The following is a 24087-nucleotide window of genomic DNA, read 5'->3' as shown; positions in this document are numbered from 1 at the left end:
GATGTCTCAAATTAAAGTTGCTATTGCAGATGACCATCCACTATTTCGTGCAGCACTCACCCAAGCAGTGCAAAAAAGTGTCAACGATGCACACGTGCTAGAGGCGGAAAACTTTCAAGAGTTAATTGCCTTAGTGGAGCTGCACCCCGATATTGAACTTATCTTTATTGATTTACACATGCCTGGAAACGATGGTTTTACTGGGCTCACGTTATTACAAAATCACTTCCCAGACATTGTGGTTATCATGGTGTCATCTGACGATCAGCCAGAAATTATTCGTAAAGCAATCAATTTCGGCGCCAGTGCATTTATCCCTAAATCGGCCAACTTAACCCAAATCTCTGCCGCGATAGATACTGTGCTCGAAGGAGATGTTTGGCTACCAGAGCACACCAATATTAGCGCCGACCAACACACTGCCGCTGAGCATCAGCGTTTGGCAAAGCAATTAGCCCAACTGACACCACAGCAATATACTGTGCTGGCTAACATTGCCAATGGTCGATTAAACAAACAAATTGCGTATGACTTAAACATTAAAGAAACCACAGTAAAAAAACATGTCTCTGCGATTTTGCTCAAACTCGAAATTAACAATCGCACTCAAGCAGGGCTGGTGTTCCAGCAATTAATGATTACTTCAACTGAAAACCAGCAGGTGGAGGCGCAAGCATAATTGATAAGACGCAATGAATGCGGTTAAGTACGAGTCAATGCTAAGCCTAAATGCCTCCCTGTGAGGCATTTTTTGTGGTCATTAATCTATTGGATGTATGAATTATTCAGGGGGTAATTGTTTAGGGGCTGTTGATCTTTGTTGGTTGAATTTTGTTCGAGTTAAAAACGTTTTAATCGAGGCGAATGGATTGATGCCTAGTCATCTAAGCAAAATCCATTCAACAAAGAGTAAAACGTTTTTAGCCGAACCCTCGGGCAGCGTTTGTTGGACATTTTTACTGCGTTATCGACTTTTTGTGTAGAATAGCTACACAAAAAGTCTCTGCCGCGTAGTTGTAAATGTGAGTAATGGCCAACAATTCGCTGCAAAAATAACCTTGAAAGATCAACAGCCCCTTATAATCCGCTTTAACGCTATCGCTTTAAGCGGTTTACGCACAAAACTAAACTGGGCACTGCTGGTGTGTTGTCTAACGGCTTCAGAAGGGTCTGCAGAGCAGATAACACAAGTGGGTTTGTTGTTGTCATTAAAATGATTTTCCAGTAAGTATTGCACCAGGTCTACACCATTTTTATCATCCTCTAAATGATAATCAGCAATGATCAGTTTGGGTTGTGGATGTACTATTAATTGTTGTATCGCGCTGGAGTGATCTTTAGCCGTAATCACCTGGCATCCCCAACCATTGAGCAAAGATGAGATGGCTTTAAGCATCAGATCGTCATTATCGATAACCAACACGGTAACGTTGATACTATCGCTGTTAATCTCGTCTTCCGATGTTATCTCAGGAGCCCTAAGTGGTTTTCGTTGTTGTAATACTCGGGGTATTTCGACACTAAAACAGGTGCCTTTTCCAACCTCAGAATGCAGTGCTATTTTTACATTGAGTAATTTAGCGATACGATCGCAAATGGCTAATCCTAGACCTAGTCCAGGGATCTCACGGGTTAATTCTAAGCGTTCAAACTCAGTAAAAATGGCTTGTTGTTTATTAAGCGGGATCCCGGGCCATTATCCCAAACTTGTATCAGTAATGAATGCTCAAGCCGTCTCACGCCTAATAACACCTTCGGCATAAACACTGTTGTTTTACCCTGAGGTGTTGTTTGCTCATTTGTCTTCCCCGAAGGTGAATAATGAAAAGCATTAGATAAAAAATTCTGAATAATTCGCCTCAACAACCTTTGGTCGCTTTGAACAAAACACGACGACACTTGGTATTTAAAATCAATATCTTGCTGAATAGACAAGGCGTTAAACTCATTCACTAACGTTGACAGTAAGTCATCAATCGCAAATTGGCTTTGCTCGGTTGTGAGCGATTTGCTGTCTAAGCGTGATATTTCCACAAGGTCTGATAACAAGCTTTCAACAACGGTTAATGACTCTTCAATGTGGCTGGCTAAATCTTGCAACTCTGTTGATTTTACCCGTTGCTTTAGCATATCGGTAAATAGGGTTAAGGCATTAAAGGGCTGCATTAAGTCATGGCTGGCGGCGGCTAAAAAGCGGGTTTTGCTGCTGTTAGCTGCTTCGGCCTCGGCTTTGGCTTTTTCAAGCTCTTGGGTGCGGCTTTCTACACGCTTTTCGAGTGTTTCATTGGCCAATTGCAATGCTTTTTCAGCTTCAATGTGGGCGGTAATATCAGCAAATGTACTGACAAAGCCGCCACCAGGCATGGCTTGACCTCTAATTTCGAGCACTTTTCCATCTAACATGGTGCGCTGAAAATGATGAGGGCTGCCACCGCGCATATGCGCTAAACGTTTTTCCACTAACTCATGGGCTTCATCGCCGACAATAATCCCTCTGTCGATATTAAAGCGAATTAATTGTTCAATATGCAATCCGGCTTTGACAAAATCGTTCGGGTAATCGAGCAGTTCAATATAACGTTGGTTCCAGGCCACTAAACGCATGTCGGCATCGACAACACTGATGCCTTGTTCAATATTCTCCACCCCAGATTGCAGCAACTCACGGTTAAACTCAAAAATTTGGTTCGCTTCGTCAACAATACTCACCACATCTTCGAGTGGCACGTGCTGCACTCGAGACGCGGCATTCATTACCATACGCGTCGATGCTGAACCAAGTACCCCAGATAATTTTAAGCGAGTATAGTCAACCAGTTGTTGTTGCTGGTGTTTTCTATTGAGTTGTTTCGCTTTAACTAATAATGCATCAGCTTCGTCTTTATTAATAAAACGGTTTAATAAACTGGCTAAGTCATCGACCGACAAGTGCCTTTCTGGTTGTACCGGCTTTCTGTTTACAAATAAATCGGCTTGTAATACCTCGCCAACACTTTGCTCTTTAAGCAGTGAGATGATCACAAAGCAGCCGATGTTTGCCGCTAAACTGTAAAATACTCCGTGGCTGATATTGTCTAGGCTGGTTAAGCCAAATAAGGCTGTTGGGGTTAACCATGTAATATCAAACAAACCAAATTTAACCCAATGCGCATCTGGAAATGTCACCGGTAACAGTAAGGTATAAAGCCACACAATACTGCCCATTATTAGCCCTACAAAGGCGCCTTGAGTAGTGGCATTTCGCCAATATAAGGCGCCAATTGCAGCGGGCGCAAATTGAGATAACAGCACAAACGACAATAAGCCGATGCTGGCTAAGTGGTTTTGTTGATCAATAAAGCGTTCAAATGCAAAGGCAAACAGTAAAATTACCGCGATAGCAATACGGCGTAAATTTAATAAAATACCTGATAATTGCGGGGTTTGTTGCGAGCTAAATTTTGGTAGTCGTAATAGTAATGGCGTTAAAATTTCAGTCGAAATCATGGTGCTTAATACAATTGCTGCCACAATCACCATAGCGGTTGCCGCCGCGAGTCCACCAACATAAACCAATATGCCTAGCCATGCTTGTTGATAAAACAGAGGTAATGTCAGTACATAGCTATCTGCGCCGACACTGCCGCCAGGGAAGCTAAGCTGCCCGGCTAATGCAATCGGTAATACAAAAATATTAATTAATAACAGGTATAACGGTACCATCCAACGTGCAGATTTAAGCTCTTCATCATGATTGTTTTCAATCATCATCATGTGAAATTGTTGCGGTAATGCATAGATGGTAATCGCGCCCAAAATAACCTGCGACACAACAAGATAAATCGAATCTGAATGAGTGGTTTGTTCAAGGCTTTGGCTTTGGGTGAGTAGGTCGCCAAAGCCATCAAATAGATAAAACGTGGCAAATATACCCACCGCCGTTAGCGCAAATAATTTAACGATAGAGCTAAATGCAATCGCTAACACTAAACCATGGTTATGTTTGCTGGCTGAGAGTTGGCGCGCGCCAAACAACACACTGAAAATAATCAACACAATGGTGACGATAAATGCCGTACTAATGCCTGATTGAAACGTGCCCGTGAGTAAATCGAAACTGGTGCTAATGGCCCGTAATTGCAAGGCAATGTATGGGATTGTTCCCAGCAATGACACTATGGCTATACTCGCCGCCAGTTTAGGTGAGCGGTCAAAGCGGCACGCAATAAAGTCGGCAATGGAGGTGAGATTTTGGCTTTTAATGATGTGCAATGTGCGCATGAGCATCGGCCAGGCCAATACTAAGCAAATAATCGAGCCGATGTATATGGGGGCAAGCCATGCGCCAGTTGTCGCCGCTTGTCCAACGGTGCCATAAAACGCCCAAGAGGTGCAGCAAACGCCTAGCGATAAGCTATAGACCCACGGTTTTTGGCTGACTTTTTTTACCGCCTGATTTTGCCCCCATTGGGCAACCACAAACAGCATTGCCAGATAAGCAATCGAAATAGAACTGATCAACCATGTGTCAATAGATAACCAAGCCTGCAAGTTATTCCCCAATTATTTTTATTGTTTATCCTTGCGAAACTACACTAGACGCCCTGTTTGATAAAGATTTTTAGTCATGCGGTGAACTAAGGTAGTACTTATTTATCAATACCCATCAGATAACATGATTGGCATACGAGACTGTCATTGAAGGTACATCTTACGCCTATGAATATAACCCATAGATATTTGGTTGAAGGTTTGGTTTTTACCAGTTATGTGCTCTTTGCTATGGCATGGGTTGGCGGAACAGCCAGCATGAGCAACATCATGGCTTCAATGCACATTGATAGCTTAGCCTCTGCCAGTTTTATTAGTGGCGCGGTAACGTTAGCCAAAATTGTTGGTACATTTGGCGCAGCTTATTTAGCGGTGAAAGTGGGGGTTAAATATGCTTTTTTATTCGCCTCATTATTAATCGTTGTTGGCATTGTCACCCCTTACGCAACTCATTACGAACTGCTATTGGCGAGTCGATTTTTAATGGGTTTAGGTGGCGCCTTTATGATTGTTTACTTTAACCCGATTGTGATGCAATGGTTTGCCCCCACCGAACGCCCGTTGATAAATGGCTTAAATGCGGTGGCTTTTAACGTTGGCACTGCGATTGTACTCTGGGGCATGACCAGCATTAATGACATCACCGGCGGCTGGAAAAGCAGCCTAGTGTTGTTTTCGCTTGCCAGTTTGGTGCTTGCCATCCTGTGGATGCTAGTAAAGTTTGACTCTCCGGCTGAGGTTAATCACGCCGCGGGATCTGAACCCACAGAATATGGTTACATTGATGGACTAAAAGATAAATTTAATTGGGCCTATGCGTTTACTTATTCTGGTTTGTTGTCTTTTTATATTTGTTTATTTACGTTTTACCCGCAAGCGGGTATTAGTCAAAGTAAGTGGGTAATTGGTTTTGGCATTATAGGCACCATCGCAGGGATGTTATACAGCCGCAAACATCCATTACGTCTACCTATTATTCGCTTAAGTGGGCTGATCATTTTTGTCACCGTGCTGGGTTTATCTTTTAGTTCTCATCCGGTATTACAAATTTTGTGTGCGATAGTCTTAGGCTTTTTTATCTTTTTCCCCATAACTGCATTAGTGTCTATTCCTCATGAGTTACCAAAGATGACAGGACAAAAAATTACTGTGGTGTTTAGTTTGTTCTGGTCGATTAGTTATCTCGTGTCGACCATTGTTTTGTGGATATTTGGCAAGTTAGTGGATATGAATAACGGCAGTTACACCAGTTCATTTTTGATGATTACGGGACTCACCGCTACTGTGTTTGTGGGCAGCTATTTTTTACCTGAAACAGGAAAAACAAAGGAGTTAACCTAATGCGCGGCACCGTTTCCCCTAAACTCACTGATTTTCTCGCCTTAGCTAACAGCAACATTGCTTTGGCTAAGCAAAATAATATTCAATTTACTCCAACAATATTGCGCGAAAATCTAAATAAACTGGGCGCACTAATGAGTGATGCGCCTGCTCTAAGCTACATTACAGATAAAACCCTTACCTTAGCCGACCGAAGTATTCCTGTTAGAGTCTATAGCCCAGCCCCAAAGAACGCTTTGCCCGTGTTATTGCATTTTCATGGTGGTGGGCATATGTGTGGCAGTGTTGATCTTTATGACCCTATTTGCCGTCATCTTGCCAGTATTGCTCAGTGCGTAGTGATATCGGTAGAGTATAGATTGGCACCAGAATATCCTTATCCAGCGGGCATCGATGATTGCGAATATGCATTAATTCATTACGCAGAGTTACTCGATGATGTTAAGTATTTGCCCGAGATTACGATTATTGGTGACAGTGCTGGTGGCGCAATTTGCACTAGTTTAAGCATGAAAAGTTTGACCGATAAACGGATTAACATCGACCAACAAATTCTCATTTATCCGAGCGTAGATTACACATTAATTAGCCCATCATTAGACAGTAATGGCACAGGGTTCTTACTCGAAACAACTCGCATAAAGTGGTATTTCGATCAGTATTTTCAATCGACTGATGCCGATATCATTAAACAGGCTTCACCTTTGTTTGGGGTCATCACTGCGCAGTTACCTAAAACCCTTATTTTTACTGCAGGCTGCGATCCACTTCGGGATGAGGGTATCGCTTATGCTAATGCGTTAACTGCAGCCGGCGTTGAGGTAGAGCATCATTCGTTCGACGGTATGATCCACGCTTATATGTTGCTGCACGATGTAGTGAAAGATGAATGCATGGCAACCTATCAACACATCGCTGAGTTTATGGCTAAGGTTTAACCGCATTACCCACAGTCTATTTGTTTAGGCATTAAAAAGCCCTTATGTGTATAAATAAGGACTAACATTTAATATGAGATTACCTGCTATAAATCAATAACCCCAAGCTTATTGGGCAGTCCAAGCGCCATCCATGGGTAATGCTGCGCCGGTAATGCCTTTTGCCGCACCGCCACAAAGAAACAATACAAACTCGCCAATTTGTCTTGGTGCTAGCATTTCTGGTAAGGGTTGTTTTGCGGTAACCAGTTGATATTTAGCCTCGTCATAACTCAGATTTTTATCACTTGCTATACCGTCAATTTGTTTGCCGATAAGCGGTGTATCAACCCAGCCTGGGCATATCGCATTAACCGTAATGCCTTGCTCTGCACACTCAATGGCCACCACTTTGGTTAAACCCACAATGCCGTGTTTTGCCGCGCAATATGCCACTTTATTTGCCGAACCCACTAAGCCATGTACAGAGGCAATATTAATAATTCGTCCCCACTGTTTATTGGCCATTGCAGGCACGACTTTTTGGATGGTATGAAATGCAGAAGATAGGTTAATTGCAATGATGTCGTTCCACTTTTCAATCGGAAAGTTGGCCACATCTTGAGTGTGTTGAATGCCTGCGTTATTGACTAAAATATCAATAGTGCCTAATTGTACCCACGGCCACATCCATAAACTCATGTATACAGCCAGGGTCTCTTAAATCGGCATTGCTAAAACAGGTATTTATTTGGTATTTAGTCGCAAATTCAGCGGCTAATGTCGTTCCTTCATCTTGGGTCATCAAACCATGTAATACGATATGGCAACCTTGTTCAGCCAGTACATGTGCAGTGGCCAAGCCTATACCGCTTGTTGAGCCGGTGATCAGTGCTACTTTCCCTTTTAGTCCCGTGTTTAACGTCGACATAGTATCGGTTCCTCAATCCAATTTAGTACTTTCAGGGTAAAGTAATTTAGGCACAATTTAATTGGCACCTTAGTACCATATAACATCAGTCAATGAGTATGTATTGAGCCATTTTATCAATGAGTGGTTACCAGTTGATCGGCTCGCCTTGCCAGTCGAGGTAGCTGGCTTCGCCATCGGGCTCAATGCTATCCATAATCTGGTGCAATTGGTTGGCGACAAAGGCTGGGGTAAAAAGCTTGCCTTGAGGTACGTTGGCTTGAAACGGTTTTGATAATGGTGTGTCAGTAGTGCCTGGGTGAAACGCAATGAGTTTGACGCGTTTAAGGCGTCTAGCATATTCCACTGCAGTGGTTTTAATGAGCATGTTTAATGCTGCTTTTGAGGCGCGATAACCATACCAACCGCCGAGGCGATTATCTGAAATACTGCCGACTCTGGCACTCAATATGCTGATAACACATTTTTGCTCACCGCTGACTTTGTGGCGCGGTTGCGATAACAATGGGGTGAGGGCGCTGAGCCATAACATCGGCACAATACTGTTGGTATAAAACAGCTGCTCTAATGAATGTGCATCAATATCTTCAATGCGTTTTTCTGGCATTAAGCCAGGCTCATTTGTGCTGATGTGCTGGTTTTTACTGTGCAAAATACCATTACACATCACTATGCGTGTCACGTTACCTGCAATGGCCGCAATGTCGGTAACACATTGTTCTATTGAGGCTTGTTGATAATCACAATTAAAATGCTGGTGATTAATATTGCCTGTTAGTTCACAGTCAGTTAGTTCAATGCCCATTAGTTCAGGCAATTTAATGCTGGCCTGACGGCTAATCGTAATGATTTGCAACGGCTCTGCGACAGTTAAGTTTTGCTGCTGTTGCCCAGCGTGTTGATGACAGGCTTGCTCTATAAATGCTTTGGCAATAAAGGATGACGCGCCAATTACAATAAAGGTCTGGGCTGAAGTGGGTTCACTCATACAACCCCCTTTATTTAACCTTACAACTGCCTGTGTCGCAGCGCTTTTGCCCGGTGAGTAAATACGATATCCGGTAGCGATTGCGGGCAAATGTTAGGTAAGCTTTATCGGCAACGGGTTTAATCACTGGCAGGCGCAGCATTTTTATCCAGCAATGTTTGCCTGTTAACCCCCACGCTTTGGCGGTAACATCTAAACCATAAAGCCAGGTGCCATCGGCTTGCAGGCCATGCAGTATGGTATTGGCTTGCTCTACATCTAAATCAGGAAATCGTTGCTTGATGTCTGCGGCATTAATGTCTTCAAGAGCGATACGATTTAACTGGTCGTAGCGCTTTAATTGTTGCATTTCATTGAGGCACAGCGGGCAAGTGCCATCGTAAAATATTGTTAGTTCCATTATTTACCTCGTGCCAATAGCGTTGCTGTGACTATTCTACGCATTAAAGTGCAAACTAGTTTACCTTTTGTGAATGGGATTTAGCGATCAGCATGATCGTTTTAGATTTATGATCTTTTTATTTCATCCAGGCGTATAGCTTAAAAACAATCCACTAGGGCTAAATAATGCCATTAAGCCAAGCTATTATTAACGTCACCAACTTACGTTTACGCACCTTTATTGGGTTTAATCAAGAAGAGCGCGAAAAGCAGCAAGATGTGGTGATCAACATAGAGATCCACTACCCAGCAGATCGATCGTTTCAAACCGACGATGTCGCCGATGCGCTAAACTACAAAGTGATCACCAAAAAAGTGATTCAGCATGTCGAAGAAGGCCGTTTCTTATTACTCGAAAAACTGGTGGCTGATGTGCTCGACATTTGTCGTGAGCATCCAAGCGTAACCTTAGCCCGAGTGACTATCGATAAACCCCATGCATTGCGTTTTGCCGACTCTGTTTCTTTGTCTTTAGAGTATCAATCCTAATCTATTATTAAGGATGTTATTATGACCACCATTAATGACATAACTCGCGCAGAATTGTCTGCCGAGGCACTAAAAGTTCAACAAGCGTTGCTTGCCCATGGTCTTGAAACGCCTCTTATCCCAAGTGAGATGACCAGCGAGCAAAAATATCAACGCATTAAAGGCTTAATGACAGAAGTCGTCTCAACGCTTGGGCTTGATTTAAGCAACGATAGCTTAGCTGAAACCCCACATCGTATTGCTAAAATGTACGTCAACGAGATTTTCTCCGGCCTTGATTATGCTAACTTTCCTAAAATCACCCAAATTGACAATAAAATGGGTGTCGAAGAAATGGTGAAAATTAGCAATATCAGTGTGGTGAGTACATGCGAGCATCACTTTATTACCATCGATGGCTTGGCTAAGGTGGCTTATATTCCTAAAGGCAACATTATTGGCTTATCTAAAATTAACCGTATTGTGCGCTTTTTTGCCCAACGTCCGCAGGTGCAAGAACGTCTCACCCAGCAAATATTAGTGGCGTTGCAAACTTTACTTGAAACCGACGATGTTGCGGTAAGCATTAATGCCACCCATTACTGCGTTAAATCCCGCGGCATTATGGACACCTCATCAAGCACCCAAACCACGGCGCTTGGCGGTTGTTTTAAAGCGAATCCAGCGAGTCGTGCTGAATTTTTAGCGTAATGTTATACGGTTTACTTCAATTTAGTTAGTGGCCTCAACACGCTTCCGAGTTGAGGTCATTTTTTTAGGCTGCAAGCGCTGTATTAAAAGTTTAATCCTTAACACTTATGATAAATGCTTATCATAAGCACTTAATTTGCTTATGATAAGTTTTAGGCTAAGTCATTAACCAAACATAAAGAGAGCATTATGGAACGCACAATACTGATCACCGGTGTAGGTAAGCGCATTGGTTATGCGCTGGCTAAGTATTATTTGGCTCAGGGTCATCATGTTATTGGCACTTATCGTACTCATTACGACAGCATTGAGCAGTTAGGTAAACTAGGCGCAAGCTTACATTCGTGCGACTTAACTGACCCTACAGCAATTGAGGCATTAATTGCCCAGATCAATGAACATCATGACCGTCTTGATACCATTATCCACAACGCCTCAGACTGGCTGCCAGACAATAACGGTTTAAGCTCAAGTGACACCATGGCAAGAATGATGCAAATTCATGTGTCTGCGCCTTATCAAATCAACCTTGCATTAGCGCCATTGTTGGTTGCTGCCGCTAAAACCAATGACGACAGCATAGGTGCCAGCAATATTATTCATATGACAGATTATGTCGCCGAGAAGGGCAGTAAAAAACACATTGCTTATGCGGCCAGTAAAGCGGCATTGCATAATATGACCTTGTCTTTTGCCAGCTTACTCGCGCCACACGTTAAAGTGAACTCGATTGCACCCGCGATGATTCTATTTAATGAGCACGACGATGATGCTTATAAAGTCAAAGCATTAGCGAAAGCGATTTTGCCTAAAGAAGCTGGCAACAATGAAATTATCAGCCTTATCGATTATCTACAAAGCAGCCATTATGTGACTGGCCGCAGTTATGCTGTAGATGGTGGCAGGCAGTTAAAATAAGTTTTACTCATCCATAAAAAGAGTAAGAAACAAGTTGCTGCGATATGTAAATCATCATTTCGCTGCAACTTGTTATAGACTTCTAGATGGCTAGTTGCTAGTGTGGATATTAATCAATATCACCACAGTTAATTACCCCCAAGGAAAGTCGCTATGTCTGCAGAAAACATGAAACTGGAATCACTGGCATTACATTATGGCTACGAGTCAGAAGCTACGACTAAAGCTGCGGCAGTGCCGATTTACCAAACCACCTCGTACACCTTTGACGATACCCAGCATGGCGCAGATCTATTCGACCTCAAAGTCGCTGGTAATATTTATACCCGTATTATGAACCCAACCACCAGTGTGTTAGAGCAACGCTTAGCGGCTATCGAAGGCGGTATTGGGGCACTTGCAGTGGCATCGGGTATGGCTGCGATCACCTATGCGATTCAAGCTCTCACCCAAGTAGGCGACAACATTGTTAGCACTAGCCAATTGTATGGCGGCACCTATAACTTATTTGCCCATACGCTGCCGCGCCAGGGCGTTGAAGTGCGTATGGCAGCGTTTGATGACTTTGACGGTTTAGATGCATTAATTGACGATAAAACTAAAGCGCTATTTTGTGAATCGATTGGTAACCCTGCTGGTAACATCGTCGATTTACAGCGTTTGGCTGATATTGCCCATAAACATGGGGTACCACTGATTGTTGATAATACTGTGGCGACACCGGTATTGTGCCGCGCGTTTGATCACGGCGCCGATATTGTTATCCATTCATTGACCAAATACATTGGCGGTCACGGCACCACCATTGGTGGGGTGATTATTGACTCAGGTAAGTTTGATTGGGTTGCTAATAAAGAACGCTTTGCAATCCTCAATGAGCCCGACCCATCTTATCACGGCGTGGTGTACACCGACGCCTTTGGTCCAGCAGCTTACATTGGCCGTTGTCGTGTCGTGCCACTGCGTAATACCGGTGCAGCCTTGTCGCCACAAAGTGCATTTTTGCTACTACAAGGGCTCGAAACGCTTAGCCTGCGTATGGAACGCCATTGCAGTAATGCCCTTGCGCTTGCTGAGTTTTTACAAAAACACCCAAGTGTTAGCTGGGTCAATTACGCAGCTCTGCCAGACAGCCCATACAATGCCACATGCCAAAAAATCACCGGCGGTAAAGCGTCTGGTATTATCAGCTTTGGGATTAAATCTGCTAATGCAGAAGCGGGCAAAATTGCCGGCGGTAAGTTTATTGATGCCCTGCAAATGGTGCTGCGTTTAGTTAACATTGGTGACGCTAAATCGCTAGCTTGTCACCCTGCCAGTACCACTCATCGCCAACTCAGTGGTGCAGAGCTTGCCAAAGCCGGTGTATCAGAAGATCTCGTGCGTATTTCTGTAGGTATTGAGCATATCGACGATATTATTGCTGATGTCAGCCAGGCACTTGATAAGGCAATTGTGTAAGCCCATTTTTAACTAAAAAGCCCCATCAATAGCGTTTATTGATGGGGCTTTTTATTACGAATAGGTAGCTATTTTAAATAGCTAATCGTCTCGTTGGGGTAATAATCACTGGCAATGGCACATCCCAAAAGTCGGTAGGCACCTGACTCACTTCTTGACAGTCGTGGGCAAAACCAACGGCTAACGGTTTGTTGTTTACCACTTGCGACAAAGTGCGGTCGTAGTAGCCACCGCCCATTCCCATCCGGTTTCCATGTGCATCAAATGCCACCATAGGCGTGATAATCATATCGAGTTGCTCAACGGTGATCACATGCTGCACATTGAGTTTAGGTTCGCTAATACCGTATTGGTTTTTAACCATCACCGAGTCACGTGTATAACGCACAAACAACAAATGGCCTTTACAAAATGGATGGATAAGCGGCAAATAAACATTGATGTTTAATTCCCACAGCGCATCAATCAATTTTTGCGTGGCTAATTCGCCGTCATGGGTTAAATACACTGCCACATGTTGTGCTGATTGTGTCTGGATTTCAGCCAGCATATGCCTACTAGCGATTAATGATAATTGGCTTTGTTCTTCAGTGGATAAACTGTTGCGCTCTTGCCTAACATGGCGGCGAATATTATCGCGGCTCATGTTGGTACTATCAAACAGCGGCTCTTGTAACTCAGAAGGGCTGGCAAAATAGCTAATACTTGCCGAAGAGGTTGACGTAACCGGACGGTTGTCTGTGTTAGTCATAAAACGTGTGATGGTCATAAAATTAGGATGCTCCCCAAAATACCGCTGCCGGCGTAGCCCTTGAACCGTAGGTTCAAGGCGGGTAAACGTTCATTTCCTAAGGCTTCTCGGTACGAGCCGAGCATGCACAATGTCAACAAAAGCATTCACCCTGGGTTTGTAAGTATCGGCACAGGGACATAGCCAACTCGCGCATATCCCAGGGAGCAAAACAGGGTAGAATTAAGTCATGTTTAACTTAATCCTGAATTCTTAGTTTAGTCATCCTTGCGGCTTCGTTCAACCAACGATGTTTCTAATGTTGCTTGTAATAACGAAATACGCTCGTCCATTTGCGCCATATATTGCTTATTTTTTTGTTTTTCTTCAAACAATTCATTGCCAATGTTCAGTGCCGCCATAATGGCTAATTCTTCACGGCTTAAATTGTTAGTACGCGACTTTAAAGTGGTCAGTTGGCTTTCAACTTCTCTGGCCACAGTCCGTAGGGCATCTTCTCGTCCTTTTGGACATGCGATAGAGTAGGTGCGTCCCAAAAGGGTAATTTCAACAGCACTGTTACTCATAATGTCGCCTCAGATCCCTTAGTCAGTTCGCGAACTATATAGGGCTGAATTTAAAAGCGCAAGGCAACAACAAGGGTTTTTAACTATTTGCTGTTTGAGTGAACAAATCGCCTGCAATCACTGATGCAGATTGGCATTACTATTCACAAATTTGAGCACAACTCGCGCTAGTATTTGGAGCATCATAGTAACTCTGCTAGCATTGAGACTGATATCGCGCTATTAGGAAAAAACCATGGCAACCCCACCTTCGTTATGTATCGAAAAACTTAAACAAGCCTTAGATGCGGCCGAAATTGGTCAGCACCCCGTAGAAGTGCACGGCGCACTTGTTGGGCTAATTTGTGGTGGCGTAAAACAAGACCATATGGCGTGGCTAAAACCATTGGTTGAGCTAATGAACGACGGCCAAGCCTTAGAACATAATTTACAGCATTTAATTACTGAGCTTTATCAAGACACTGTAGCCCGTTTGGCTGATTTTGAATTTGGCTTTACCTTATTATTGCCAGAAGAAGAAGTTTCACTGAGTCAACGTGTTGAAGCGTTAGCACTATGGATCCAAAGCTTTTTAACTGGCATCGCTATTATTCAGCCAGAACTGGCAAAAGCATCACCTGATGTACGTGAAGTGATTAAAGACTTAGCTGAAATCGCCCAGGTTGAGTTTGATGTTGGTGATGATGATGAGTCAGAAACTGCATATATTGAACTGCAAGAGTTTGTCAGAATGTCGGCCATTTTATGCTACTCAGAGTTTGGCCTAGACATGCCATTAAATGACACCGACAAATCATCAACTATTCATTAATTTTTATCGGTATTAGCCGCGGCGCAGCGTATGACCACAGTACACAATTCAACTCAAGCTCAAGCCGTCGACATTGCTATTGTCGGTGGTGCGATGGCGGGAGCAACATTAGCCTTAGGGTTAGCCAAGTTATCTACCACTTTGGCTCGTCCGCTTCGTATTGCCTTAATTGAAGCCCATGTTGCTGACAATAAACATCCTGGGTTCGATGCTCGCTCCATTGCGATTGCGCATGGCTCTATTTTTGAGTTAAGCCGTCTAGGTATTTGGCCAAAGCTCAAACATTTAGGCACGCCAATTGAAAATATCCATGTGTCTGATCGCGGCCACTTTGGTATGACCGAGCTAAATGCTAAGCCATTAGGCTTAGACGCGCTAGGTCAGGTGGTTGAACTGGCTAAAGTCGGAAGCGTATTGTTTGATGAACTGGCTAAGTCGTCAGTACAAGTATATTGCCCCGCTAAAGTCACCGATTTACAGGCACAACAAGATGGCCATATGTTGTCGTTAGATGACGGCAGTCAGCTGCATTGTCAATTGCTGGTGGCCGCAGACGGTGCACACTCAGTGGTACGTCAGCATTTAGGCCAAACCACAGAGCAAGTCGATTTTCAACAAACGGCCATCGTTGCTAATGTTACCACCAATCAACCTCATCAACATTGGGCGTATGAGCGCTTTACCCAAACGAGCCACTTGCATTACTGCCTATGCAAAACATGGCAACATCAACGATGCAAGCCAAAGAGTCCTTAACCCAATTAAAAGAGCCGTCAGCGCAATTAAAAGAATCTATCAAAGGGCTGTCGCGTTATTCGCTAGTGTGGGCATTGCCGCCAGCGCAAGCGGATGATTTAAAAAATGCCGATAAAAGCGAATTTTTAGCCGCATTACAACTCGCCTTTGGCCATAGAGTCGGCCGGTTTGTTGATGTTGGCCAACGTGTCAGTTATCCGCTTACCTTGTCTTACATGGCAAGGCCGATATATCACCGTTGTGTGTTTGTTGGTAATGCTGCACAAACCTTGCACCCTATTGCAGGACAAGGTTTTAACCTTGGCCTGCGTGATGTGGTGGGCTTGTTAGATGTGATAGAGCAAGCGTTTACACAACAAGGTGCAGTTGATGTGGGTAGTAGTGCGTTAGTACATCAGTATTTGGCTGCTCGCCAACAAGATCGCGACAGCACCTTGGGTAACATCGAATTTTTAGTCCGCGGTTTTTCTAATCAATATTGGCCGTTAGTTGCCGGGCGTAGTATTGGCCTCCGGTTATTGTCGTGGCTGCCGCCATTAAAGCGTCCCGTTGCCCAAACCGCAATGGGTTGGCGCTAACTCTTTTTATGCTAAGGATTGTCCATGTTTTCAACCCAAACATATGATGTAGCCATTGTTGGCGGGGGTATGGTCGGGCTTGCAACCGCCATTGGTTTAGCTAATGCAGACCTTAAAGTGGTGGTGATCGACGCAGGCACAACCCAAGCCGTCAGTGGTGAGCCTAAATTACGCGTTAGCGCCATTAACAAAGCTAGCCAGCAACTGCTGGAAAACCTTGGTGCATGGCAATACCTCGACGACAGCCGCATTAGCCCATATCAAAAAATGTCAGTGTGGGACAAAGATGGCTTAGGCAAAATTGAATTTGATGCTCACAGCATTAGTGAAACCTATTTGGGTTCGATTATTGAGAACGACGCCATTAGCTTCGCGCTGGCCAAACGCGCCAGCGAAATCAGCAATCTAACCCACCTTGAAGGCCAGCGTCTCGAGCGTGTCGCCTTTGGCGAGCGCGAAGCCTGGCTCACACTTGCTAATGGCGATAACGTCAGTGCCGCCGTTGTGGTCGCCGCAGACGGTGCCAATTCGTGGGTACGCCAACAATGTAGTATTCCATTAACATTTTGGGACTACGGCCACCACGCCATAGTGGCAACCGTGCGCACTGAACTCGCTCATGATGCTACCGCCAGACAAGCCTTTTTACCCGGCGGCCCATTAGCCATGTTACCGCTGTATGAAGATAACTTATGCTCAATCGTATGGTCAGTGTCACCGGAACAAGCTGAACACCTGCAAGCCCTAGATGATGTTGAATTTGGCAAGGCATTAACTGCGGCACTCGATGGCCGTTTAGGAGTGTGTCAGGTTGAAAGCGAGCGCCAATCATTCCCACTGCGCATGCGTTATGCGCGTCACTTTGCTCGCCATCGTTTGGTCTTAGCAGGTGATGCTGCACATACCATTCATCCGCTTGCCGGCCAAGGCGTAAACCTTGGTTTTTTAGACGCTGCCTGCATTGTCGACACCTTTAGTGAACTGCACGAACAAGGCAAAGATTTAGGCGAATATAGCCATTTACGGGCACTTGAACGTTGGCGTAAAGCCGACGCCATGGAGATGATTGCCACCATGGAAGGCTTCAAAAGACTGTTTGCCGGCAGCAATCCACTTAAAAAAGCCATTCGCGATATCGGTCTGACCCTAGTTGATAATGTTGCTGGGCTGAAAACAGTGTTCATCAGACAGGCAATAGGTAATAAAATGACATTACCTAAACTTTGTCGTGAGCCAATTTCACCTTAGCTAATATAGAAACTTGTTTAATATCAGACAATACAGTTAAATCAGTCATTTTATTGTAAAAAGCATGTGTAACAAAAATAACAACAATGGATTAGCTAAACTAATGCGATTACGCTCGGATTAGAAAATTTTTTTGTATACAAAACAAGTCTGCGGAGTATAATTTTCAGCGCATTTTATCAAAGACCTACATATGAAAGGCCTCAAAAAAAGGGATAATAATGGCTAGCAAAACTGTACTTTTTAACAAGCATTTAGAATCAAAAGCCAAAATGGTTGATTTTCACGGTTGGGAAATGCCAATTAATTACGGCTCTCAAATCGAAGAACACCATGCAGTGCGTCAAGATGCGGGCATGTTCGACGTATCGCACATGACCGTCGTTGACGTAACCGGCAGCGAGGCTTGTGCCTTTTTACGTAAGTTACTTGCTAACGATGTTGCCAAACTCACCGTACCAGGCAAAGCCCTTTACGGTGGCATGCTAGACGAAAGCGCTGGCATCATCGACGACCTTATTACCTATTACCTCACCGACACCCATTACCGTGTTGTGGTTAACTCAGCCACACGCGACAAAGACTTAGCATGGATCAACAAACAAGCCGCTGCGTTTGATGTTGTGGTTACCGAGCGCCCAGAGCTTGCCATGATTGCAGTTCAAGACTCTAACGCTAAAGCCAAAGCCGCACAGGTATTCAGCGCCGACCAAAACGCAGCCGTAGACGGCATGAAACCATTTTTTGGTGTGCAATCAGGCAGCCTATTTATTGCCACAACCGGTTACACCGGCGAAGCAGGCTACGAAATCATTGTTCCAGAAGCCGAAGCCGAAGCCTTATGGCAAGCATTATTAGACACAGGTGTTAAGCCATGTGGCCTAGGTGCACGCGACACCTTACGTTTAGAAGCAGGCATGAACCTTTACGGTCAAGACATGGATGAGTCAATTAATCCATTAGCCGCCAACATGGGTTGGACCGTGGCATGGGAGCCAAGCGATCGTAACTTTATTGGCCGCGAGGCACTTACTGCAATCAAAGCTGCTGGCACAGATAAATTAGTTGGCCTAGTTATGGAACAAAAGGGTGTGTTACGCCACGACATGGCGGTGTTTTTCACCGACGCAAACGGCGTAGAGCATCAAGGTGTTATTACTAGCGGTTCGTTTTCGCCAACCCTAGGTTACTCAATTGCAATGGCTCGTGTGCCTGCAGGCGTGGGTGCAACAGCCGAAGTTGAAATGCGTAAAAAGCGTGTTGCGGTTAAAGTTATCGCCCCGAGTTTTGTGCGTAACGGTAAACAAGCCTTTTAATGTAAAGTAATTGCATGTTTACAACGTTTGCTTGTCAGCAAATATTGATTATTATCAACAGCGCTGACATTCAAAATGGATCAAACATCGCAGCACACTTTTCACTAAAGTCGGGTTGTCGTTTACCCCAAAAGAATTTATTGATTAAGAACTAGAACATCAGATTAAGGAACAACAACAATGAGCACAATTCCAGCAGACTTGAAATATGCATCTTCGCACGAATGGATCCGTAAAGAAGCAGACGGTAGCTACACAGTAGGTATCACTGAGCATGCTCAAGAGCTTCTTGGCGATATGGTATTTGTCGAATTACCAGAAGTAGGCGACACAGTAACTGCTGGTGAAGACTGTGCAGTGGCTGAATCTGTTAAAGCCGCATCAGACATCTATGCACCTATTTCTGGTGACGTGATTGCCGTAAATGAAGCATTAGAAGACTCTCCAGAGTTAGTCAACAGCGACGCTTACGGCGACGGTTGGTTCTTTCGTGTAATGCCATCTGATGAATCAGACGTTGATGCATTACTTGATGCAGACGGTTATCAAGAAGTGATTGACGAAGAATAATCGCCAACCACAGGAAGCTCCCTAGGGAGCTTCTTTGCTATGTAACTTTACCGTTTAGCGAAAGAGACTGGCAATTGCCGCGTTATTGCACCTTTGGCAGCGATAAGCCAAGGGCAATTGTGCTGCATATAAACCCTTAACGGGTTAGACACGTATTATACGTTTTCACCCTTTTCCAGTTCTGTGCCCTACCGCCTTAACTGGTCAATTTGGAACAAGGTTTATCATGACCAAGCAAACCCTGACACAACTAGAACAGCACGAACTTTTCCTGACTCGTCACATCGGCCCAAATGCAGAGCAACAGCAAGATATGCTCAACTTTGTTGGTGCTGAGTCACTCGACGATCTCACCGCTCAAACGGTACCTGGTAAAATTCTTCTTCCGCAAGACCTCACTATTGGTGATTCATGCGGCGAAGCCGAAGGTATCGCTTATATCCGTAACATAGCAGATCAAAACAAAGTGTTTAAAAGCTATATCGGTATGGGCTATTACGGCGTGCAAGTACCTAATGTCATTTTGCGTAACGTGTTTGAAAACCCAGGTTGGTACACCGCGTACACGCCATACCAGCCTGAAATCGCTCAAGGTCGTCTTGAAGCCATTTTAAACTTCCAACAAGTGTCGATGGACTCTAACCGGTCTTGACCTTGCATCAGCGTCATTACTAGACGAAGCCACCGCAGCTGCAGAAGCCATGGCGCTGGCTAAGCGCGTGTCTAAAGCCAAAAAAGCCAACATCTTCTTTGTGGCAGACGACGTATTTCCGCAAACCCTAGACGTAGTGAAAACCCGTGCAGAATGCTTTGGGTTTGAAGTGGTTGTTGCTACCAGCCAATGAAGCCGTAAACTACGAACTGTTTGGCGCGTTATTCCAGTACAGTAACCGCTACGGCCAAATTACCGATTACTCAGAACTGTTTGCCACATTACGTGACAACAAAGTGGTTGTCACCGTTGCTGCCGACATCATGTCGCTATTATTACTTAAGTCGCCGGGCGCAATGGGCGCAGACGTGGTATTTGGTAGTGCGCAACGTTTTGGTGTACCAATGGGATACGGCGAATCACATGCTGCCTTCTTTGTTGCCCGTGACGAACACAAACGCTCAATGCCAGGTCGTATTATTGGTGTGTCTAAAGACACCCGTGGTAACAAAGCCTTACGTATGGCCATGCAAACGCGCGAACAACATATTCGCCGCGAAAAAGCTAACTCAAACATTTGTACCGCGCAGATTTTATTAGCCAACATGGCCTCGTTTTATGCAGTATTCCATGATGCACAAGGCTTAAAAACCATAGCATCACGCATTAACCGTTTAACGGATATTTTAGCGGCGGGCTTACAAGCTAAAGGCGTTAACCTAGTTAACAACACCTGGTTTGACACTATCACCCTTAAAGATGTTGATGTTGCAGCCATTAATGCCCGTGCATTAGCCGCACAAATTAACTTACGTGTCGATGCCGATGGCTTAGTAGGTATCAGCCTAGATGAAACCACCATTCGTGAAGACATCGCGGTATTGTTTGAGGTGATTTTAGGTGCAGGTCATGGTTTAGACGTAGCTGCTCTCGATGCCGACATCGTTGCGAATGGCAGCCAGTCAATTCCGCAGGCGCTCGAGCGTCAAGATGCAGTATTAACTCACCCAACGTTTAATCGCTACCAGAGCGAAACCGAGATGATGCGTTATATTAAGCGTCTCGAAAACAAAGATTTAGCCCTAAACCACTCAATGATTTCGTTAGGCTCATGCACCATGAAGCTTAACGCCGCCGTAGAAATGCTACCTGTGAGCTGGCCAGAATTTGCCAACATGCACCCATTCTGCCCGCTCGAACAGGCACAAGGTTACACGAAGTTAATTAATGAGTTATCTGAGTTTTTAGTAAAAATTACTGGTTACGATGCCGTGTGTATTCAACCAAACTCAGGTGCACAAGGCGAATACGCAGGCTTGCTCGCCATTAAGAAATACCACGAGTCTCGCGGCGATGCACATCGTAACATTTGCTTAATCCCGCAATCTGCTCACGGCACCAACCCAGCATCGGCACAACTTGCCGGCATGAAAGTGGTGGTAACTGCTTGTGACAAACAAGGTAACGTTGATTTAGAAGACTTACGCGCAAAAGCGTCAGAGTTAGCTGACAGCTTATCGTGCATCATGATCACCTACCCATCGACCCACGGTGTGTACGAAGAATCAATCCGTGAAGTATGCGAAATCGTCCATCAATATGGCGGCCAAGTGTACCTAGACGGCGCCAACATGAACGCACAGGTTGGTTTAACATCACCAGGCTTTATTGGCGCCGACGTATCGCACTTAAACTTGCACAAAACCTTTGCTATTCCGCATGGCGGCGGTGGTTCAGGTATGGGCTCTATTGGTATTAAAAAGCACCTTGCGCCATTTGTTGCCGGCCACGTAGTGGTTAAGCCTGGCCGCGAAAGCGACCATAACGGCGCGGTATCTGCCGCACCTTACGGTAGTGCGAGCATCCTGCCAATCAGCTGGATGTACATTAAGCTGTTAGGCACTAAAGGCATTAAGCAATCAACCCAAACGGCCTTGCTAAACGCTAACTACATCATGAAAAAGTTATCAGCCCATTACCCAGTATTATTCACTGGTCGAAATGATCGCGTCGCCCATGAATGCATTATCGATTTACGCCCGCTAAAAGAAGCATCAGGCGTGACTGAAATGGACATCGCAAAGCGTCTAAACGACTATGGTTTCCACGCGCCAACCATGAGCTTCCCTGTTGCGGGCACCTTGATGATTGAGCCAACCGAATCAGAGTCTAAGGTTGAGCTAGACCGCTTCATCGAAGCCATGATTTCGATTCGCGGCGAAATCGCCAAGGTAGAAGCCGGTGAGTGGCCAGTAGACAACAACCCACTGCACAATGCACCGCACACGCTAGCAGACATTATGGACACCGAGTTTGACTCACGCCCGTACAGTCGTGAAGTGGCCGTGTTCCCAACGGCAGCGGTTAAAGCAAATAAGTTTTGGCCAACGGTGAACCGTATTGATGATGTTTATGGCGACCGAAACTTGATGTGTTCGTGCGTCCCACTCAGTGACTACGAATAATTGCTGCTTAGTCTCGCTATTACGGCGTTGAACCTCGGCTCCAGTGTTCATTGACACCAGTCAACTCCGCGCTAGAGCCTTCGGTTCGCCTGCCGCAGAGCTGCTTATGTAAAGAGTAGCTTCGCCAGCGACGCAATTATGTAATAGTTAGCTTCATTTGAAGTTTTAGCATTAAAAAGCGACCGAAAGGTCGCTTTTTTGTTTTCTCTACATCAGGAATGTCTAAAAAACTGTCTTTCCGGCAATGCTTTTGAGCCGAAATCCAGGTGTTTGCTTAGGCTTTTTGCACTGATGACATGCGGCACTAAAAGCGTGGTCAATTTTATCTGACCACTACAGTCAGTATTATTCAGGTGATTCAACACTCTGAAGTACAAGTGCTTTTAATCGTTCATTCATTTCAGAAAGATCTTTCTTCTGTTTGTCAGTATCTGCTTGCGTCGGAGTGAAAGCGTTATTTTGAGCAACTAATTGAGCCGTATACGCATTTATGTTTGCTTCAAGTTGTTTTTTCTTAAGTAAAACCTCGTGAGTCGACAATTTTCTCTGTTCCAAAGCCTTTGTTATTTCAACTAACCCAGCCATCAATGAGCATTGCGAATGATATCTTTGAATATCGACTAAAGCATTTTCAGTCGTATAAACTTTTGCACTGTCTGTGCTTTCAGTTAATATTTTCTGATCAATAATCGCTAATGATTTAGCTCTGCTTACATCTATCGCTCTGATGATGGCGGTTCCCATTGCATTGGCATAAATTTCTTCATTTGCCATTGATTGAATACCGGTAACAGCGGTTGCAGCCGCGGCTAACTCTGCAGCAGTTTGGGCATGGCTAATAACGGCAGCAGTGCCTGTTAATAGCATAGATAAACTCCCCATACCTACATTCCAAGAATTGGCATTGCTGATAATGTTTGCCTGATGTTGGATACACTTTTTGTCGGAACTTAATATTGCTTGAGCTATAAATGCTTTACGTTTAGCACTATTACTGTTGAGAGTTGCTATGTCGTTAACGCTTAAGATTATTTCGCTATTATCATTAAAATAGGGAATATCCTCATCGTTATCGGCCATAACAGCATCAGGGAGATAAGTATTTGCGAGTGAACCACATCCTTGTATTAAATAAATAATCATTATAAACAGTATTTTACGCATAACTATATCCCTATTTTTATGTGAATAGATTGGTGTTGTGTTGTTGAGAGAAACCTTATTATTAAAGTTAGTCTAAAAATATCGAATAGAGTTATCACCGATTCGTATTATTTTTGTAGCGTCTCATTTAGCCCTTTTGGTTATGATAAGTCGGGGAGGCGTGGGCTTCTTGAAAAAATCAATTAACACAATAGATTAGCTTGGCGCGGGTAGCATTCATGCATTGGGTGATCAAGTTTATCGCCAAACAAAAATTACCACGAGCCAATACCATTTGAAGCAAACATTGTTATTTTTTACTTTTAATATCACGCCCAAGTCCTGCTGCCTTTATTGCCGGCTTTATTATTCAAAACAATTAATTTGTAAACAGCTGCTACAGTCCGTTGTTATTCCTATCTTTTAGCGGGCTTTGGTCGCTATACTGAAGCGCCAGTATGTGTTGGTTTTTGAATGGGAACGAACGGTTGTCACCCTGCCAAACGCTGTTGCACATCAACTCAT

At 44.3% G+C, this 24087-nt stretch carries 18 protein-coding genes, 1 other RNA gene and 3 pseudogenes; 13 read left to right on the top strand and 9 right to left on the bottom strand.

Annotated elements, in window-relative coordinates; translation table 11 throughout:
* Position 1 precedes the first annotated feature (1 nt).
* The gene (locus N4T56_RS15810) at positions 2-679 is read left to right on the top strand and encodes a response regulator transcription factor (RefSeq protein ID WP_261734850.1); all 678 of its coding nucleotides are present in this window, start codon (positions 2-4) and stop codon (positions 677-679) included.
* A gap of 387 nt (positions 680-1066) precedes the next feature.
* Here N4T56_RS15810 and N4T56_RS15805 read toward each other — a convergent pair.
* Positions 1067-4530, bottom strand: a pseudogene (locus N4T56_RS15805) (hybrid sensor histidine kinase/response regulator).
* A 168-nt stretch (positions 4531-4698) separates the two neighbouring features.
* On the opposite strand from N4T56_RS15805, the gene N4T56_RS15800 reads away from it, so the two are divergent.
* Positions 4699-5871, top strand: coding sequence for an MFS transporter (locus N4T56_RS15800; RefSeq protein ID WP_261733908.1), 1173 nt, complete (start codon positions 4699-4701; stop codon positions 5869-5871).
* Positions 5871-6809 (top strand): alpha/beta hydrolase, encoded by a 939-nt coding sequence (locus N4T56_RS15795; RefSeq protein WP_261733907.1) that lies wholly within the window; start codon positions 5871-5873, stop codon positions 6807-6809. The genes N4T56_RS15800 and N4T56_RS15795 overlap by 1 nt, the downstream gene beginning before the upstream one ends.
* A gap of 108 nt (positions 6810-6917) precedes the next feature.
* Here the strand turns inward: N4T56_RS15795 and N4T56_RS15790 are convergent, their stop codons facing one another.
* The 4 genes from N4T56_RS15790 to N4T56_RS15780 form a co-directional block, all read right to left on the bottom strand.
* Positions 6918-7478, bottom strand: coding sequence for an SDR family oxidoreductase (locus N4T56_RS15790; RefSeq protein WP_315903063.1), 561 nt, complete (start codon positions 7476-7478; stop codon positions 6918-6920).
* On the bottom strand, positions 7447-7719 hold the full coding sequence (locus N4T56_RS22550) for an SDR family NAD(P)-dependent oxidoreductase (protein ID WP_315903062.1): 273 nt from the start codon (positions 7717-7719) through the stop codon (positions 7447-7449). Before N4T56_RS22550 ends, N4T56_RS15790 begins: the two co-directional genes overlap by 32 nt.
* 127 nt (positions 7720-7846) lie before the next feature.
* Positions 7847-8707, bottom strand: coding sequence for an SDR family NAD(P)-dependent oxidoreductase (locus tag N4T56_RS15785; RefSeq protein WP_261733906.1), 861 nt, complete (start codon positions 8705-8707; stop codon positions 7847-7849).
* A 10-nt stretch (positions 8708-8717) separates the two neighbouring features.
* A complete protein-coding gene (locus tag N4T56_RS15780; RefSeq protein WP_261733905.1) occupies positions 8718-9107 on the bottom strand; it encodes a thiol-disulfide oxidoreductase DCC family protein in 390 nt (129 codons plus the stop codon).
* A 167-nt stretch (positions 9108-9274) separates the two neighbouring features.
* On the opposite strand from N4T56_RS15780, the gene folX reads away from it, so the two are divergent.
* The 4 genes from folX to N4T56_RS15760 all read left to right on the top strand — a co-directional run bounded on the left by folX (position 9275) and on the right by N4T56_RS15760 (position 12706).
* The gene (gene folX / locus N4T56_RS15775; RefSeq protein WP_261733904.1) at positions 9275-9637 is read left to right on the top strand and encodes a dihydroneopterin triphosphate 2'-epimerase; all 363 of its coding nucleotides are present in this window, start codon (positions 9275-9277) and stop codon (positions 9635-9637) included.
* A 21-nt stretch (positions 9638-9658) separates the two neighbouring features.
* The gene (folE, locus tag N4T56_RS15770) at positions 9659-10327 is read left to right on the top strand and encodes a GTP cyclohydrolase I FolE (protein ID WP_261733903.1); all 669 of its coding nucleotides are present in this window, start codon (positions 9659-9661) and stop codon (positions 10325-10327) included.
* A gap of 189 nt (positions 10328-10516) precedes the next feature.
* Positions 10517-11245, top strand: coding sequence for a dihydromonapterin reductase (folM, locus tag N4T56_RS15765; protein WP_261733902.1), 729 nt, complete (start codon positions 10517-10519; stop codon positions 11243-11245).
* A 168-nt stretch (positions 11246-11413) separates the two neighbouring features.
* Positions 11414-12706, top strand: a complete 1293-nt coding sequence (locus tag N4T56_RS15760; protein WP_261734849.1) for an O-acetylhomoserine aminocarboxypropyltransferase/cysteine synthase family protein — start codon at positions 11414-11416, stop codon at positions 12704-12706.
* 73 nt (positions 12707-12779) lie between these two features.
* Here N4T56_RS15760 and N4T56_RS15755 read toward each other — a convergent pair whose 3' ends face one another.
* From N4T56_RS15755 to N4T56_RS15745, 3 genes are all read right to left on the bottom strand, one after another.
* Positions 12780-13475: a 5-formyltetrahydrofolate cyclo-ligase gene (locus N4T56_RS15755; RefSeq protein WP_261733901.1), complete on the bottom strand. Its 696-nt coding sequence runs from the start codon at positions 13473-13475 to the stop codon at positions 12780-12782.
* Positions 13476-13484: 9 nt separating this feature from the next.
* A non-coding RNA gene (gene ssrS / locus N4T56_RS15750) (6S RNA) lies at positions 13485-13666 on the bottom strand.
* A gap of 48 nt (positions 13667-13714) precedes the next feature.
* A complete protein-coding gene (locus tag N4T56_RS15745; protein ID WP_188922472.1) occupies positions 13715-14023 on the bottom strand; it encodes a cell division protein ZapA in 309 nt (102 codons plus the stop codon).
* 235 nt (positions 14024-14258) lie between these two features.
* On the opposite strand from N4T56_RS15745, the gene N4T56_RS15740 reads away from it, so the two are divergent.
* The 6 genes and pseudogenes from N4T56_RS15740 (at position 14259) to gcvP (ending at position 22419) form a co-directional block, all read left to right on the top strand.
* On the top strand, positions 14259-14834 hold the full coding sequence (locus N4T56_RS15740) for a UPF0149 family protein (protein WP_261733900.1): 576 nt from the start codon (positions 14259-14261) through the stop codon (positions 14832-14834).
* Positions 14835-14864: 30 nt separating this feature from the next.
* Positions 14865-16168: pseudogene (ubiH, locus tag N4T56_RS15735) on the top strand (2-octaprenyl-6-methoxyphenyl hydroxylase).
* 24 nt (positions 16169-16192) lie between these two features.
* The gene (locus tag N4T56_RS15730; RefSeq protein ID WP_261733899.1) at positions 16193-17416 is read left to right on the top strand and encodes an FAD-dependent oxidoreductase; all 1224 of its coding nucleotides are present in this window, start codon (positions 16193-16195) and stop codon (positions 17414-17416) included.
* A 221-nt stretch (positions 17417-17637) separates the two neighbouring features.
* Entirely contained in the window at positions 17638-18732 is a 1095-nt protein-coding gene (gene gcvT, locus N4T56_RS15725; RefSeq protein ID WP_261733898.1) for a glycine cleavage system aminomethyltransferase GcvT, read from the top strand.
* A 180-nt stretch (positions 18733-18912) separates the two neighbouring features.
* Positions 18913-19302: a glycine cleavage system protein GcvH gene (gene gcvH / locus N4T56_RS15720; protein ID WP_188922482.1), complete on the top strand. Its 390-nt coding sequence runs from the start codon at positions 18913-18915 to the stop codon at positions 19300-19302.
* 226 nt (positions 19303-19528) lie between these two features.
* A pseudogene (gene gcvP, locus N4T56_RS15715) lies at positions 19529-22419 on the top strand (aminomethyl-transferring glycine dehydrogenase).
* A 345-nt stretch (positions 22420-22764) separates the two neighbouring features.
* On the opposite strand, the gene N4T56_RS15710 reads toward gcvP, so the two are convergent.
* Positions 22765-23583, bottom strand: a complete 819-nt coding sequence (locus tag N4T56_RS15710; RefSeq protein ID WP_261733897.1) for a hypothetical protein — start codon at positions 23581-23583, stop codon at positions 22765-22767.
* Positions 23584-24087 lie beyond the last annotated feature (504 nt).

Source organism: Shewanella phaeophyticola (genome assembly GCF_025398315.1).
GTDB lineage: Bacteria > Pseudomonadota > Gammaproteobacteria > Enterobacterales > Shewanellaceae > Shewanella > Shewanella phaeophyticola.
Note: the sequence above shows the minus strand (reverse complement) of the source record. Positions and strands in the feature narration are given on the sequence as shown.

Coding starts and splice junctions, on each gene's coding strand:
- N4T56_RS22550 (WP_315903062.1), bottom strand. CDS start 7,719: ATGTCGACGTTAAACACGGGACTAAAAGGGAAAGTAGCACTGATCACC.
- N4T56_RS15760 (WP_261734849.1), top strand. CDS start 11,414: ATGAAACTGGAATCACTGGCATTACATTATGGCTACGAGTCAGAAGCT.
- folE (WP_261733903.1), top strand. CDS start 9,659: ATGACCACCATTAATGACATAACTCGCGCAGAATTGTCTGCCGAGGCA.
- N4T56_RS15810 (WP_261734850.1), top strand. CDS start 2: ATGTCTCAAATTAAAGTTGCTATTGCAGATGACCATCCACTATTTCGT.
- N4T56_RS15790 (WP_315903063.1), bottom strand. CDS start 7,478: ATGTGGCCGTGGGTACAATTAGGCACTATTGATATTTTAGTCAATAAC.
- folX (WP_261733904.1), top strand. CDS start 9,275: ATGCCATTAAGCCAAGCTATTATTAACGTCACCAACTTACGTTTACGC.
- N4T56_RS15745 (WP_188922472.1), bottom strand. CDS start 14,023: ATGAGTAACAGTGCTGTTGAAATTACCCTTTTGGGACGCACCTACTCT.
- N4T56_RS15740 (WP_261733900.1), top strand. CDS start 14,259: ATGGCAACCCCACCTTCGTTATGTATCGAAAAACTTAAACAAGCCTTA.
- N4T56_RS15785 (WP_261733906.1), bottom strand. CDS start 8,707: ATGAGTGAACCCACTTCAGCCCAGACCTTTATTGTAATTGGCGCGTCA.
- N4T56_RS15800 (WP_261733908.1), top strand. CDS start 4,699: ATGAATATAACCCATAGATATTTGGTTGAAGGTTTGGTTTTTACCAGT.
- N4T56_RS15780 (WP_261733905.1), bottom strand. CDS start 9,107: ATGGAACTAACAATATTTTACGATGGCACTTGCCCGCTGTGCCTCAAT.
- folM (WP_261733902.1), top strand. CDS start 10,517: ATGGAACGCACAATACTGATCACCGGTGTAGGTAAGCGCATTGGTTAT.
- N4T56_RS15795 (WP_261733907.1), top strand. CDS start 5,871: ATGCGCGGCACCGTTTCCCCTAAACTCACTGATTTTCTCGCCTTAGCT.
- N4T56_RS15710 (WP_261733897.1), bottom strand. CDS start 23,583: ATGCGTAAAATACTGTTTATAATGATTATTTATTTAATACAAGGATGT.
- gcvT (WP_261733898.1), top strand. CDS start 17,638: ATGGCTAGCAAAACTGTACTTTTTAACAAGCATTTAGAATCAAAAGCC.
- gcvH (WP_188922482.1), top strand. CDS start 18,913: ATGAGCACAATTCCAGCAGACTTGAAATATGCATCTTCGCACGAATGG.
- N4T56_RS15755 (WP_261733901.1), bottom strand. CDS start 13,475: ATGACCATCACACGTTTTATGACTAACACAGACAACCGTCCGGTTACG.
- N4T56_RS15730 (WP_261733899.1), top strand. CDS start 16,193: ATGTTTTCAACCCAAACATATGATGTAGCCATTGTTGGCGGGGGTATG.